The organism is Streptomyces sp. NPDC059649 (assembly GCF_042734445.1).
Classification (GTDB): Bacteria; Actinomycetota; Actinomycetes; order Streptomycetales; family Streptomycetaceae; genus Streptomyces.
In genome coordinates, this window is the sequence record NZ_JBHWDV010000001.1 from 231,048 (window position 1) to 244,992 (window position 13,945).

Below are 13,945 nucleotides of genomic sequence, written 5' to 3' on the forward strand. Positions count from 1 at the left end.
GAACAGGTCTGGGCCGGGGGATGCGGGTGCTGGCGCCGGGACGTACGACGGGTGGACCGCCCGCGGTGATCGTGCGCCCGCCAACCGCCGCTGGGGGCCGGCGGTCAGCCCGGCGGTCACCCCCTCGTTCCATCCCATACAGCCGTCATTCAGCCGTCAGGCAGTCGTCATTCAGTCGTCATCCTCCGCCTCCTCCCGATCCATCCGACGGAACTCCTCGTACACAGCCGTCCCCGGCTTCGCCACGTATATGTCGAAGTCCGACCAGTCGGAGTCGTGGTACTCGCGAAAGAACAGGTTGGCGATGCTGTCGTTGATCTCGATGCCGACCACATGGAGGGCCGGTATCCGGAACGGCTTTTCACGAGGCCAAGGCTCATCGCCCTCGTCGTCCAGATGGATGTCGATGCCGAGCAGCGGAAGGTCGTCGGAGGCGAAGGTTTCGGCGTCGGCCAGATAGAGGTGGTCATAGGGCAGGTCATGGCCGGTGTAGGGAGCCGCCGCTAGCACCATGTCGGCGATCAGGCCCCGGTACTTTTCCTTACTGACTGGGGCGACGTACGAGATGGCACGGTCATAGTCGAAGAAGTCCTCCGAGCCTTCCTCATGGGCGACGGGCGTCTCCAGCGCCTGCACCAGCCGATCCCAGCCGGCCGGGTCGGTGAAGTCGGTCCGGAGGACGGGAGCGGCGTCCATGCGGGGCAGCTTCGGCCTTTGATCACGGTTCATGTCTCGGACCATAGCGGTGGGCACTGACAACACAGTTGGCGCGCGAGGAGGCCCGGCACGACGGCGGGAACGGCGCAGGAACCCGCCCGTGCGAGTGCGAAAGCTCTCCCCGAGACGAGACGAGTCGGGATGAGGCGAGTCGGGATGAGGCGAGACGAGACCAGACGAAGACCAGACGAGGCGAGGCGCGAGCGATGATCTTCGTGATACCTTCTGCGTCGCCGTGCACCACTGCACATTCAAGGAGGTGAGACCCATCAACACTGTCACAGGTCGGGACTCCCTCCGTTGCATGGCCTAGGGAGCGCCCGCACAGGCATCCCGAAAGGCTTGCATCGCTGATGCGCTTCACCTCCCAGACGTCCTCCGACGGCGTCACCGAACAGTTCTTCACCCTCGACGAGATCCCCGGCGTGCTCTGGACGCCGGAAGCCGCCCGCGGCACTCGTCCCCTGATTCTGCTGGGCCACGGGGGAAGGCAGCACAAGACCGCCCCCAACATCCTCTCCCGCGCACGCCGTTACGCCGCCAAGGGTTTCGCGGTCGTCGCCATCGACGCGCCCTACCACGGCGACCGCCCCCAGGACGAGGAGTTCGGCCGGTGCGCCGCCCGGATGCGGGCCGGTATGGCCGCCGGCGAGAATCCGGGTGCCCTGGTCGCCGGCATGCACAGCTATCTGGCCGGTCAGGCCGTCGCGGACTGGCGGGCGGTCCTGACCGCCGTCCAGCGCCTCGACCATGTCGGCGCCGGCCCGGTGGGCTACTGCGGCATGTCGATGGGCTGCGGACTCGGCATTCCCCTCATCGCCGCAGAACCCCGGATACGCGCCGCGGTCCTCGGCCTGCTCGGCGTCCACGGTCTGGCGCAGGACGCCGCGCGGGTCACCGTACCCGTGCAGTTCCTGGTGCAGTGGGACGACCACATGGTTCCGCGGGAGCAGAGCCTGGCGCTGTTCGACGCCCTGGCCTCGACGGAGAAGACACTGCACGCCAACCCCGGCAAGCACGGGGAGGTTCCGGCGTTCGAAGTGGACAGCTCGCTGCGGTTCTTCACCCGGCACCTGAGCTGACCTCCGCTCGTAGATCACCGTGGTCGACGCGCTGGCCGGAGCTCCTCCCGGCCGGCCGGCGCGTTCGGTCCTAAGGCCTGTTCGATGGGTCCGGGTCGGAAAGGAACTAGTAGGCGCCGCCCCGAAAGTACGCGCTCCCGCGCAGACGCGGCCGGTCGTCTCTACGATGTGCGGCGTCGGAGCGGTCATCCGGTGCTGAGTGCTCGGCGAGATCCCGCAACTTGCCCAGGCCGGCCAGGACTTCGGCGCGGTCGTCGGCCCGCTTCATCCACACGGGAAGCCGCGGGAACATCGCCATCGTCGGTGAAGCGACATGGTGCCGCAGCACGGCGCCGACATAGGCGGCCAGCTCATCGATGTGCTTCTCGTTGTACGCCCACAGGACGCGCCCGACGCAACGGGTCTGCAGCCACAGCGGTTGCCGGAAGAACGGATCCTCGGTGCCGCCCGGCGCCGCGCCCACAAGCGCGGCGCCCTGCACCTCGGCTTCCCATGCGTCGGTGGCCCCGCACCCCGCGCACACGAGACGTCGCGGCATGAACATCAGCTCACTGAAGAACCGGGGTGCCTCAAGGTCTGGCCTGAGCACGACGAGAGCGCGGCCCCCACACCGCGGGCACACCACAAGAACGCGGTCCGTGAACTGCACCAGCCACCGTCCCGTGTCGAGGTGACGTGCAGGACCGCTCGACTCGGACTTCATGGGAAGCACCATGGCACAGACGCAGCGCGGCCGTGAGTTCCGGGGCGTCCGCTGCACGCATGCGCCGCTGCACGCATGCGCCGCCAGACGTTATGCCTGGCGGCGGATTCTGCGCGCGCCCGGTCTCGTACTTCCCGCAATCCTTCCGACTCCCCATTTCCGTGCTGGTCGGCCGGTGTGCCTGCCTCAGTACCCGGAGCCCTGCGCGGCAGAAGCTCGCCCTGTAGTGGGAACGGGGACAAGGGGAACCGTGAGGACCTCCGGGACCTTGAGCACATGGGGGACCTCAACCACATGGGGGGCCTTGAGTACATGGTCCCCTCGCCTTGAGTATGCGCCCTGATACCCGGGTGGTGCGGGCGGGCCAGAATGGGGGCCATGACCGCACCCGATCCGCATGCCACCGACGACGCCCCCGTAGCGGCGACCGACCCGTTCGCGCCGTCCACGCGGGCGGTGCGGGTGTTCGCCGCCATCGGCCTCTTGGTGCTCGCCGTTGCCTTCGTGGTGTTCTGCATCGTCGTCCTCCATCAGGCATACAGCGGCGACGGGGCAAGCGGGCCCCTGCTGGAGGTGGCCGAGGCGTCGATGTGGCTGTCCGCGATCGTGGGACTGTTCGCGCTGTGCCTGCCCAGCGACGCGGTGAGCCACACAGCGCGACGAGGAGCCGTACGACTGCAGTACGCGCTCGCGTTCGCCGGTCCCTTGCTGGCCGCCGTCGACTTCGACTAGGGGCTGTCCGGCCGACCGTGCCGGCCAGCACAGCCGATAGGGTCGCCAACTCATCCAGCAGGCGGAGTTCGAAGGGATAGCTGAACGTGTGGCCCGACCCGTGGGCGGTGGTTGACGAATCCGACCGGGCGCAGTGGGACTACGCGCCGCTCGAGCGCGTCGGCCCGCTGCGCTTCGGTATGAGTTCGCAGGAGGCGACCGCCGCGATGGAGGCCTGCGGATACACCTCCAACGCTCCCTCGAAGGTCGGCGAGTTCGGCCCCTTCGAGCAGCTGTGCACACGATTCCGCGCCGCGAGCGCTCCGCCGTACCGCGTGGCCGTTGCGGCCTACTACGTCGGCACTATGGGGCTGACCTGCATCACCGTCGACGCTCTGGCCGGCCCCCAGGTCACCTTTGACGGGATCCGACTGATCGGGCGGCCGCCTTCGGAGCTCTCTGCTGAGCTCACTGCTTACCTGGAGAAGACCGACAGGGACATCGAGATCACCACTGAAGGAGACGTCGGCTCGCAGCAGTTGGGGATGAACCCGCGTGCGCAGCGAGCCGGCGACGTTCTGCTCACCCGGCTGGTCTTCGGCAGGCCCAACGACTGGGCCAACACCATGTACGACTGCATTCCGGCCGACGAATGGCGCGTGCACTGAGACCGCCCACGCTTTCCCCGACAGGAAAGCCCGTCGTTGCCGGTCACCGCTTGAGTCACAGGCGGATCGACGCGACGGTCACGGTGCGGGTGAAGCCGTAGGACCGGCCCTCTTGCCCTACCGCGTCGCCATGGCCCGGAACGGCTTCAGGCGGTCAACCGCCGTCGATCACTGTTCGGTCACTGTTTCGGTGGTCGATCCGGCTCGGCGCCGGCGTCAGCGCCCGCCTCGGCTATCGACTGTGCCTGGGGCTGTCGTCACACTGTGGGCCGTCACATTGTGGGCCGCCACATTGTGGGCCGTCACATTGTGGGGTGGCACGCGCGCTCAGCGGACGGCACGCGTGAGGTCCCATACCCGGATGCCCGCATCGCGTGCATGGGTGACGGCGACCGGGGCGCCTGACAGTTCGGTGACAGTCTGCAGGTGGCCGGGGAGCGGGTCACCGAGTTGTTCGCCGCGTGCCAGGTCCCATATCCGACTGGTGCCGTCGTTGCTGCCGGTCACCGCGATCGCGCGGCCGGCGATCCGGGCCGTTCCCATCGTGGCTATGCACTGGGTGTGACCGGTCAGCGGCGCTCCGAGCGGCTCACCGCTCTTGAGGTCCCACAGGTGGAGGACGTGGTCGTCGCCCCCGGCCGCCACCACCGTACGACCCTCGACCTCCACCGTCGCGAGGGCTCTGACGGCCGGCTTGATACCGGTCAGCGACTGCCCCAACTGCTCGCCGCTGAGCAGATCCCAGACCTGTACGAAATCGTCGTGGCCGCCGGTGACTGCGATGGGCCGACCGGCGATGAGGCCGGCTCCCATCCCGCCGTTGTAGCTGGCCTGGAGAGCCGCCACGCGCTCACCGCTCGTCACGTTCCAGGCCCTCAGCTCTCCTTCCTCGGAGCTGCTGACGGCGAGCAATCCCAGGTCGGTCGCCACCGTGGTGAGCGACGTGACACCGAGGCCGTGACCGGTCAGCGTCTTGCCGATCTTCCGGCCGGTGCGCAGGTCCCAGACCCGTACCGCGCCACCCATCGTTTCCAGCTCGGGCCCGGAGAGATCGAACCGCCCGCCACCGGTGACGACCACGGGCCGTCCGTCGAGGTGCGCCACGGTCAGCTGTGAGGCGATCTCGTACGCGTCCACCTCACACCGGGGCCTGATCGCGTCCTCGTCGCCCTCCTCGGCCTCCGCTTCGACATCCTCCTCGTCGTCTTCCTCGTCCCACTCGCCGACTTCGTAGTACCACTCGTCCTCGGGACCGGCAGCGTCGAGGTCCAAGCGACGGCTGACACAAGCCCCGCCGAGCAGGTCGCAGACCCACAACGTGGCGTCGCTGTCCACGCTGATCGTGACCGGAACGCCGTCCACCTCCATGACGGGCGTGGTGTCGTGCCCGGCATGGGTGTGGCCGGCGAAGCGGGTCATCATGCGGTCGTCAGTCATACGCGGACCTTAACGCTCCCTACTGACAGCGAGCCCAACCGTCCCTACTGCCAAGGGCGTTGGGGGAGGGCGTCCCAAAGGCCAGAGCCGGCCAGAGCCGGGAAGAGCCGGGAAGAGCCATGGGACGCGGGGGAGACCGGCCCTTCCCGGCAGACACATTGTCAGCCGGTGACCACTGTGGTCTTCAGGGCCGAACGGCCCCTCTTCCGCACCGCAACCGGCCCTCGGCGGTGGGACGGTCGGCCCCCGTTGCGGTTCCCTCCGGATGGCCGGTCGGCGCCGGTGTCCGCAGGCGTCGGCGCGCTGATCACGTACGCTGCCGATCAGACGTACGGGATCTTTGGAGCAGCACGGTCATGTCGGAATCGCAGCAGTACGCACCGGTCGCCAGCGGTCCGAACGGGCCTCAGCTCCATGAGCCGGACCGGATCCGCAGCCTGCTCGACGCGGTGATGAGCCTGGGGCGGGGGCTCGAACTCCCGCAGGTGCTCAGGGGCATCGTGGAGGCGGCGGTGACGCTGACCGACGCGGAGTACGGGGCGCTCGGCGTGGTCGGGGACGGGCAGCTGTCGCAGTTCCTTCCCGTCGGGATGTCCGACGAGCTCATCGGGCAGATCGGCCGGACGCCGTGCGGGCGCGGCATCCTCGGAGAGTTGATCCGCAATCCGGTGCCGCTGCGGCTCACCGACCTGACCAGGCATCCGCACAGCTATGGGTTTCCGGCCAACCATCCGCCGATGCGGACCTTCCTCGGGGTGCCGGTACGGGTCCGTGACGAGGTGTTCGGCAACCTCTATCTCACCGAGAAGCGGGGCGGCGGCTCGTTCGACGCGGACGACGAGGCCGTGTTGACCACACTGTCCACCGCCGCGGGAGTGGCGATCGACAACGCCCGCATGTACCACGAAAGCCGCCACCGCGAACGGTGGCTGGAGGCGCTGGGCGAGATCACCCGCAGCCTGCTGTCCGGGACCGACGCCGACGAGGTGCTGCGGCTGATCGCGGAGCGCGCGCGGGAGGTCGCCGGCGCGGACAGTGCGGCCGTCCTGCTGCCGGCTTCCTCGTCCGCGGACCAGCTGACGGTGGCGGTGGCGTGCGGTACGGGCGCGAGCCGGATCCTGGGGCTGCGCGTGCCGGCCGACGGTTCCTTGCCCGGGATGGCCGTCCGCAGCGGCCGGCCGGTGGTCAGCACCGACCTACGGGCCGACCCACGGGCGTACCCGCTCGGAGCGGGAACCTCCGGGAACGGGACCGGGACCGGGAACGGGAGCGGGACCGGGACCGGGATTGGGACCGGTATCGGCACCGGGAATCCGTGCCAGAGGGAGGCGCCCATGGGGAGGGAGTCGTCCGTGGGCGAGGAGATCAACGGCGGCGCGCTGCACCGACAGCCCGCGGAGGTGGACGGGCCGACGGTCGCCGTTCCGCTCCAGGTGGACACCGGCTGCGGTGCACTGCGCCTGAGTCGCCTGGCGGGGCGGCCCGCGTTCGACGACGCCGAGGTCACGCTGATATCGGGCTTTGCCGACCAGGCGGTGATCGCGCTGGAACTCGCCCGCCGGCGCGCCGAGTCGGAGGAACTCACGGTCCTCCACGACCGTGACCGGATCGCCCGCGACCTGCACGATCTCGCCATTCAGCGGCTGTTCGCCACTGGCATCACCCTGCAGAGTGCGACCCGGCTGATCGATCGTCCGGAGGCCGCCGAACGGGTCGGCCGCGCGGTCAACGACCTGGACACCACCATCAAGATCATCCGCTCCACCATCTTCGGACTGCGTACCACCGGGGACGCCAAGGAGGGCCGTGGTCTGCGCCGGGACATGACCGAGACCGTTCAGCGAGCGGCCGGCCCCCTCGGCTTCGCCCCGGCGCTGCGGATCGACGGACCGGTGGACGCAGCGGTCCCCGACGACCTGACCGGCCACCTCGTGGCAGTGACCGCCGAAGCTCTCAGCAACGCCGCGCGCCACGCCCAGGCGCACCACCTTGACGTGACGCTGTCCGTGACCGCGGACACGGTGACACTCACGGTGACGGACGACGGCGTGGGTGTCGGTCACGCACCGCACACCGGGGGCCTGGCCAACATGCGGGCACGGGCCGAGATGCACGGCGGCCGACTGGCCGTCGAGCGGCCGGAGAGCGGCGGCACCCGGATCGTATGGCGGGTGCCGCTGCCCGACGGACGCTTGCCCGACGGACGCTTGCCCGACTGACGCCATCCCTCAATTATCGGTCCTGGTCGGTCGGTTCGTTCGTCTCGGACATCATCTGCCGGAGCTCGTCGCGGTCCCTCGGGCCCTGATCGGCGACCATGAGGGCGAAGCGGCCAACGGCCTGTGTCAGGTCGCCCGCGGCGTTGGCCACCTCCGGTGCGGCGACCAGACTGAGCGAGGCCAGTGCCGCGCTTACGGCCGTTGGCCCCTCAGTCGTTCGACGACCATCGCCGCCTGGACCCGGCGGCCCACCCCCAGTTTGGACAGGATCGCGGACACCCGGTTCTTGACCGTCTTCTCCGAGAGGTAGAGCCGGTCGGCAATCTGACGGTTGGTCAATCCTTCCCCGATCAGATCCAATACCTCCCGCTCGCGCGGGGAGAGCCGGTCGAGTTCGGACGTTTGCGCATCCCCATCCCCATCCCCATCCCCATCCCCATCCGCATCCGCCTCGGCTGCCTGGCCCCGGCCCGGGGTACGCAGTCGCTCCATCACCCGCCTGGCGGTCCGCGGATCCAGCATCGACTGCCCGGCCGCGACCGTACGCACCGCGTGCACCAGCGCAGGGCCGTCGATCTGCTTGAGCACATAGCCGGCCGCCCCGGCCATGATGGCATCGAAGAGTGCCTCGTCGTCATCGAAGGACGTCAGCATCAGGCAGGCAAGCTCCGGGGCGCGGGCCCGTAACTCCCGGCAGACCCCGATTCCTTCGTGGTCGCTCTCGGGCCCGTCGGTGCCGCCCAGCCGGACGTCGAGGACAGCCACCTGCGGCCGGACCGCCGGTACCCGGGCAAGGGCCTGCCGGGCGTCCCCCGCCTCCCCGACGACCACGATGTCCTCCTCCGCCTCCAGAAGGTCCCGCACCCCACGGCGGACCACCTCGTGGTCGTCGAGGATGAAGACGCGCAGCGGTGTGTCCGGGGCGGCGACGGGCGCGTCGGGGGCAGGGGCAACGGGCTGCTGGTTCATGCACTCTCGCTCTGTGGTTCTCGCGGATCGGCGGGGCACAACGGTCCCGACCACGAGGTTCGTCGAGCCTGGTGACCGGCGCAAGGGCCGAACGGCCCTGGGGGAGCGGGGCCCTTCGGGCACGGCACCGCGTTGCGATACTGGCGCCCCCGTTCAGGAGGTCGATCCATGCAGCAGTTGCCCCTCTGCCAGTCCACGTCTTCCACGTCTTCCACGCTTTCCGCTCCATCCGTGCTGTCCGTGCCGTCCGGACGGCACGCCGTGGGGACCGTCGGCAGCGAGTACCACGCCCTGCTGGCCCGGCACGACGCCATGCGGCTGCGGCAGCGCATCCTCGGCCAGGGCCGAGGACCCGTGCCGGACTTAACGGCTGCCTCCCACGACTCCCACGACTCCCACGACTCCTACGACTCCCACGACGGCGCTGCGGACCAGCGGCTGATCACCCAGTACCTCGACCTGGTCACACCGTTCGGCGACCTGATCGCCCGCCTCTACGACGAGATGTTCGCCCGCTGGCCGTACCTGCGGTCGCTGTTCCCCGCATCCATGGATTTCCAACGTGCGCATCTGGCCCGTGCCTTCTGGTACCTGATCGAGAATCTGCACCGTCCCGCCGAGGTGGCCGCGTACTTCCGGCAGCTCGGCCATGACCACCGCAAGCTCGGGGTACGTCCGGCGCACTACGAGGCGTTCGAGGCGGCACTGTGCGCGGCGCTACGGCGCACCGCCGGGCCCCGTTGGGTCGAGGCGGTGGAGGAGGCGTGGGTGCGGATGTTGCGGTTCGCCGTCGCGTCGATGGTGGAGGGCGCCGACGCCGCACTCGCCGAACCCCCGTGTTGGCAGGGCACGGTGACCGCCCACGAGCGGCGGCGCCCGGACCTCGCGGTGCTACGGGTCCGGCTGCACGAGCCGTATCCGTACCGGGCCGGACAGTTCGCGGCGGTCGAGTCCCCGCTGTTGCCCCAGGCGTGGCGACACTACTCCCTCGCGTCGACGCCGGGAACCGACGGCGAGGTGGCCTTCCACATCCGGCGGACCGGCCCCGGCGGAGTCAGCGAGGCCCTGGTCAACGGCACCCGGGTCGGCGACATCCTGCGGCTGGGCCCGCCGCACGGCACGATGACGCTCCAGGACGAGGACCGCTCGCGCGATCTGCTGATGGTGGCGGGCGGCACGGGTTGGGCGCCGATCAAGGCACTGCTGGAGGACTGGTCGGGCCGCCGCCGCGGAACCGACGGTCTTCCGCCGCGCCCGGCCGGCCGGGTCCACCTCTTCGTCGGCGCCCGCAGTCGCGCCGACCTGTATGACGCCACGGCGCTGGACCGGCTCGCGGCTCGGCATGATCGGCTACGGGTGGTGCGGGTGCTGGACGAGGCCGTGGTCCCGGGGAGCGACGACCCGGCGGCCGGGTACGGTCCGCTGGCCGAGGCGGTGGCGCGACACGGGCGGTGGTCGCATCACCTCGCCTTCGTCAGTGGCCCGGCGGCGATGGTCGGCGCCACCGTCGCACGCCTGACCGCGGCCGGTCTGCCGGCCGACCAGATCCGCCACGACCCGGCGCCGGACGGCCCACTGACCCCGGCGGCCGACCGCTGCGACGACCGTTAGCAGCCAAGGCGTACCGGGTGGAGGGGCGGTGAACGGGCCGAACGGCCCCTGGCAGGCAGCCGCCAGGGAGTTTCTACTGGCCGACAGCTCAGTGCGTCAGCCTTAGCAGTGTCCACCAGCTCATCAGTCTCCATCAGCCTCAGCAGCGTCAAAGGGAGAGGGAACACGCCGTGAACGACATCCTGGCCCGGCACACCGCGGGGGCTGCCACCGACTCTGTGGGGACCGCTACCAAGGCATCGGATTCTGCCGGGCCGGCCACGGACTCCGCGGGAACCGCTTCCGGCTCCGCCGGGACCGCTACCGATTCCGTGGTGACCGCAACCCACTCCCTGGTGACCGCTACCCACTCCGTGGGCGCCGCCGCCGACTCCGCGTTGGTGGCCTGGGCCGACCGGGAGGCATCCCGCTGCAGCACGGAACTGGACCGTGCCGAGGCCCTCCGCCTGTTGGGCAGCGTGTCGTTGGGCCGGATCGTCTTCACCCAGGACGCGCTGCCGGCCATCCGCCCCGTCAACCACCTCCTCCACCACGGCGAGGTGATCATCCGAACTCACGAGGGTGCGGCGCTGACCAACCTGACCGAGCATGCGGAGGGCGAGGGGGTGGTCGTCGCCTACGAGGCCGACGCCATCGACCCGGCCACGCACTGCGGCTGGAGTGTGGTGGTGACTGGCTACTGCCACCTTGTGACCGATCCCGACGATCTGGCGCACTACCAGGCGTTGCTGCACCCCTGGACCGACCACCGGATGTCCCACGCGCTGCGGATCCGCCCGGACTTGGTCACGGGGTTGCGACTGTCCCCGAGGGCTTGCCCAGACGATGCCATGACGGCTGGCGAGCCCGCCGTACTACCGACCGGACACGACGCCCACCCCTTGGGACGTACGAGTGCCCCAACGCGCTGAAGCCGTCACGCGCTCGATCTCCGCGTCACCCCGGCCAGGCGGATGGCCGGGTCGCGAGGCTGCTTTTGGTCGACTCGCCTGCCCGGACATTGCCCAGACATTGCCCAGGCATCGCCCGGGCAGGCGATTGCGTCCGGACCGGTCAGCCGATGTGGTTGACGGGCCAGCTGGTCAGGGACTCCTGCTCGCCGCAGTCCTTGGTGTCCTTGTCACCGCGGCATATGAAGACCGAGCCCGTAGTGGTGAGGCTGTAGTTGTCCAGGCTCAAGTCCACCGACTTGGTGCCCTTGCCACACAGGGTTGCCCGCTTGACGGGCGGCCCGGGTACCAGGTCATGCGTCCACTGGGTCCACACCGAATAGCAGCCCTCACCGGTGTTCTTGAAGTCGCCCTTGACGACGAGCTTGGAGAACATGGAGCCGGCCTTGGACTCCAACGACCGGGTGCCGGACGCCGTGGCCGTGCCATGCGTGGCCTTCCACGGTACGGCCGCAGCCGCCGACTCGACACCGACTGCCGTCGCGGAGGTCTGCCCGAGGGCAAGGAGGGCAGCGGTGGACGCCAGAACGGCGGCTCCCGACGTTAAAATGCGGTTGGATTTCACTGCATTTTCCTTTCCAGAGTTGTGCAGAGTTGTTCAGAGCGGTGATCAGTGGACCGGATTGTTCAGCCGCACATGGCCCTTTGCCCGATCCGGTTTCCTGCTCCATCCGGCAGCGCTTCCCGCCCGTGCCCGTGGTGCTGGGTGGTTGACGTTGCAGGATGAACTCGCGGCGCGGCGTGGTAAGTCCGGCCGGATCGCCCGACAGTCAGTGGACGCCCGGCCTTGGTGGCGTGGGGGGCCGAGCAGGTTCAGCCGGTGACCGCGCCCTCACTGCGCGAAGGTGCCGTCACCCTCGTACCAGAAGTGGCCGTCCTGCCTGCAAGCAGCCGTGGGAAGGGAGAAGCCGATCCCCGCCAACCCTCGCCGATCCCTCTGTCGATGCCTATCGAGACCGAATTCGGCCACTCGCTCTTCGACTGAAGTGAAGGGCGTCAATTCCCTGGTACGGGAGGCCAGCTACCCGGCTTTCCGTCAGGGCTGGCCGAATCGATCACCGTCGAAGCAGCAACGGTGGCCGCCCGTGCCCCTGGCTGAGCTACCCATCGTGAATTCCCCCTGCCGTGACGTTCCACGCCGCCGCCCCGTCGAACAAGTGTCGAACGAGTGCAGTCGTTTCTAGCACGGGAAGCGCTTGCTAAAGAAAGGCGTTATTTGGGTGGTTGAAGGTTCGCCGACGGGCTTGCTGCCATGGACGGTGAGGCACCCGGTCCATCCGAGCCACTCGGGTTGGACCTACCGCCGCACGGTATGGGGCGGGTCGAATGTGCGCCTCACAAGATTCATGCCTCACCAGACTTGTACCTCACCAACGGGACTTTGCGGCAGTGTCACGGAAGATTGAGGCGCGATCAGCGGCGGGCGCTGGCGATAAGGCGCTTCAGCGCCGTGCTAACTGGTTGTCCCAACCACGCGCGCCGAGCCGCAGAGGGCGATCGGCCAGGTCGGGGTGCTGTTCGCGCAGCAGCTCCCGGACCAACTCCGCGGTGATCTTGATCTCGGTATGGGTCATGCCCAGCAACGGTAGCGGGAGGGGAGAGGACCGCCGTTTGTGACGCCTGACGCCCGACGCTTCTGCAGGCGAGGCAACGATGGGTCCGGCCTTCAGCCTCGCCGGCGAGACGGCAGCCAAGGTCTACGGCCGGCCGGCCGACGCGGGGTTCGCCGATGTATCGCGTCGCTCGTACCGGAGTTGGGTTGACGGGGACCTGAATTCGGTGATTGGCGGGCACGACCCGGAACCACTTCCAGGAGACCTGTGCCGGAGGATACCCGCGAAGTACCCGCAGGGGGTGGGACGTTCAGGCCGCCAGTACGACGAGCTCGCGCGGTCTCCCTCAGCTCGTCCGCCGCAGTACGCAGTCTCCGCACAGCCCACCGCCCGGCACGCGGTAATACAGACAGCAGCTACGTCGTGAGAAGGCAGGGACGGTGGGCTCCAGGGTTCCGCAGTCGCGCAGCGGTGCGGTGTCGAGGAGGGAAGCGGTCAGTGCCACGGCTCGTTCCGCGGCTTCCCCATGGCCGGTGCTGCGGCACCAGCCGTGCAGCACACGGAGGGTGCCGGCCAGTGCGGAGGCGGCGTTGCCCCACAGCACCCGGGGAGAGATCGGGGAGGCGGCGCTGATGGCGTGGTGCAGCGGCACCAGGTGATCGCGCAGGACCGCTGCCCGTAGCCGGCCTGTGAGGTCTTCCTCGGAAGTCGACGGCAGGGGCGAGGGGGAGGGGGAGGGGGAGGGGGAGGGAAGCCAGAGTTCGTCGGGTGTGCTGCGGTCCGGATGCCACCACAGGGCGTCGCCGCTGAGGTCGGGGACGCGTCCGGCCAGTACGGCCGGTCCAAGGGCGATCGACCACAGGCGCCCTGCGAGTCCCTGGTAGACGAGGGAGGCGGCGACTCGCCGCTCTGCTGTGCCGAGCCGCGTGGCCACTGTCTCCAGGCGGTGGCGCAGTGCCGGTGAGATGCGTCCACCGACGCCCTCACCGACGCCCTCACCGACGCCCTCACAGGCGCCGGCACAGACGCCTTCGCAGCGGCTCTCGCCGTACACCTCCGCCAAGGGGAGGAAGCCCTGGTCGCGAGGTGCTCCGGCGTCGGTCCGCACGGCGAAGAACGGCCCTACGGCGGCGGTGCGGACGAGCGCAGCGGTCATTGGAACCGCGCGATCGTGCTCCTCTGGCATGCAGCACCTATCCTCTTCGCTTCGGGAGGGTTGCCCGGCCGGATCGTAACGACCGGGCCGGCCGGCTCGCGTGCGGAGCCAGGTGGCGCACCGCTCATGGCAGGGCTCCAGGCCGGCAACGGACCGTTGCCCCACGTTG

The 13,945-nt window shown here is 69.4% G+C and carries 11 protein-coding genes and 2 pseudogenes; 6 read left to right on the forward strand and 7 right to left on the reverse strand.

The features are described 5' to 3' along the window. Nucleotides 1-171: 171 nt before the first annotated feature. Nucleotides 172-729, reverse strand: a complete 558-nt coding sequence (locus tag ACFV1J_RS01035; protein WP_385855071.1) for a DUF6924 domain-containing protein — start codon at nt 727-729, stop codon at nt 172-174. Between the two features lie 341 nt (nt 730-1,070). Here ACFV1J_RS01035 and ACFV1J_RS01040 point away from each other — a divergent pair, with 341 nt between their 5' ends. After that, entirely contained in the window at nt 1,071-1,799 is a 729-nt protein-coding gene (locus ACFV1J_RS01040; protein WP_385855072.1) for a dienelactone hydrolase family protein, read from the forward strand. 106 nt (nt 1,800-1,905) lie between these two features. Here the strand turns inward: ACFV1J_RS01040 and ACFV1J_RS01045 are convergent, their stop codons facing one another. Next, nucleotides 1,906-2,343, reverse strand: a complete 438-nt coding sequence (locus ACFV1J_RS01045) for a hypothetical protein (RefSeq protein WP_385855073.1) — start codon at nt 2,341-2,343, stop codon at nt 1,906-1,908. Nucleotides 2,344-2,880: 537 nt separating this feature from the next. On the opposite strand from ACFV1J_RS01045, the gene ACFV1J_RS01050 reads away from it, so the two are divergent. Further along, nucleotides 2,881-3,234 carry a hypothetical protein gene (locus ACFV1J_RS01050; protein WP_385855074.1) on the forward strand — a complete coding sequence of 118 codons (354 nt, stop codon included), beginning with the start codon at nt 2,881-2,883 and terminating at the stop codon, nt 3,232-3,234. An 86-nt stretch (nt 3,235-3,320) separates the two neighbouring features. After that, nucleotides 3,321-3,881, forward strand: coding sequence for a hypothetical protein (locus ACFV1J_RS01055; protein WP_385855075.1), 561 nt, complete (start codon nt 3,321-3,323; stop codon nt 3,879-3,881). Between the two features lie 327 nt (nt 3,882-4,208). On the opposite strand, the gene ACFV1J_RS01060 is transcribed toward ACFV1J_RS01055, so the two are convergent. Beyond that, nucleotides 4,209-5,318, reverse strand: coding sequence for a WD40 repeat domain-containing protein (locus tag ACFV1J_RS01060; protein WP_385855076.1), 1,110 nt, complete (start codon nt 5,316-5,318; stop codon nt 4,209-4,211). Between the two features lie 452 nt (nt 5,319-5,770). Here ACFV1J_RS01060 and ACFV1J_RS01065 point away from each other — a divergent pair, with 452 nt between their 5' ends. Next, complete coding sequence (locus ACFV1J_RS01065; protein ID WP_385855420.1) at nt 5,771-7,537, forward strand: GAF domain-containing protein; 1,767 nt, start codon at nt 5,771-5,773, stop codon at nt 7,535-7,537. A 192-nt stretch (nt 7,538-7,729) separates the two neighbouring features. On the opposite strand, the gene ACFV1J_RS01070 is transcribed toward ACFV1J_RS01065, so the two are convergent. Beyond that, a complete protein-coding gene (locus tag ACFV1J_RS01070; protein ID WP_385855077.1) occupies nt 7,730-8,506 on the reverse strand; it encodes a response regulator in 777 nt (258 codons plus the stop codon). Between the two features lie 240 nt (nt 8,507-8,746). Here ACFV1J_RS01070 and ACFV1J_RS01075 point away from each other — a divergent pair, with 240 nt between their 5' ends. Beyond that, a complete protein-coding gene (locus ACFV1J_RS01075) occupies nt 8,747-10,117 on the forward strand; it encodes a globin domain-containing protein (protein WP_385855421.1) in 1,371 nt (456 codons plus the stop codon). A 353-nt stretch (nt 10,118-10,470) separates the two neighbouring features. Next, nucleotides 10,471-10,923, forward strand: a pseudogene (locus ACFV1J_RS01080) (pyridoxamine 5'-phosphate oxidase family protein); the annotation flags it as partial. A 247-nt stretch (nt 10,924-11,170) separates the two neighbouring features. Here ACFV1J_RS01080 and ACFV1J_RS01085 read toward each other — a convergent pair. The 3 genes and pseudogenes from ACFV1J_RS01085 to ACFV1J_RS01095 all read right to left on the reverse strand — a co-directional run bounded on the left by ACFV1J_RS01085 (nt 11,171) and on the right by ACFV1J_RS01095 (nt 13,776). Beyond that, nucleotides 11,171-11,632 carry a hypothetical protein gene (locus tag ACFV1J_RS01085; protein ID WP_385855078.1) on the reverse strand — a complete coding sequence of 154 codons (462 nt, stop codon included), beginning with the start codon at nt 11,630-11,632 and terminating at the stop codon, nt 11,171-11,173. Between the two features lie 883 nt (nt 11,633-12,515). After that, nucleotides 12,516-12,641, reverse strand: a pseudogene (locus ACFV1J_RS01090) (aminoglycoside phosphotransferase); the annotation flags it as partial. A gap of 325 nt (nt 12,642-12,966) precedes the next feature. After that, entirely contained in the window at nt 12,967-13,776 is an 810-nt protein-coding gene (locus ACFV1J_RS01095; RefSeq protein ID WP_385855079.1) for a (2Fe-2S)-binding protein, read from the reverse strand. Nucleotides 13,777-13,945: the final 169 nt, after the last annotated feature.

What these genes read in the sequence shown, in the direction of transcription:
- ACFV1J_RS01040 (WP_385855072.1), top strand. Translation starts at nt 1,071, where the DNA reads ATGCGCTTCACCTCCCAGACGTCCTCCGACGGCGTCACCGAACAGTTC.
- ACFV1J_RS01095 (WP_385855079.1), bottom strand. Translation starts at nt 13,776, where the DNA reads ATGACCGCTGCGCTCGTCCGCACCGCCGCCGTAGGGCCGTTCTTCGCC.
- ACFV1J_RS01035 (WP_385855071.1), bottom strand. Translation starts at nt 729, where the DNA reads ATGAACCGTGATCAAAGGCCGAAGCTGCCCCGCATGGACGCCGCTCCC.
- ACFV1J_RS01050 (WP_385855074.1), top strand. Translation starts at nt 2,881, where the DNA reads ATGACCGCACCCGATCCGCATGCCACCGACGACGCCCCCGTAGCGGCG.
- ACFV1J_RS01045 (WP_385855073.1), bottom strand. Translation starts at nt 2,343, where the DNA reads ATGTTCATGCCGCGACGTCTCGTGTGCGCGGGGTGCGGGGCCACCGAC.
- ACFV1J_RS01070 (WP_385855077.1), bottom strand. Translation starts at nt 8,506, where the DNA reads ATGAACCAGCAGCCCGTTGCCCCTGCCCCCGACGCGCCCGTCGCCGCC.
- ACFV1J_RS01065 (WP_385855420.1), top strand. Translation starts at nt 5,771, where the DNA reads ATGAGCCTGGGGCGGGGGCTCGAACTCCCGCAGGTGCTCAGGGGCATC.
- ACFV1J_RS01060 (WP_385855076.1), bottom strand. Translation starts at nt 5,318, where the DNA reads ATGACTGACGACCGCATGATGACCCGCTTCGCCGGCCACACCCATGCC.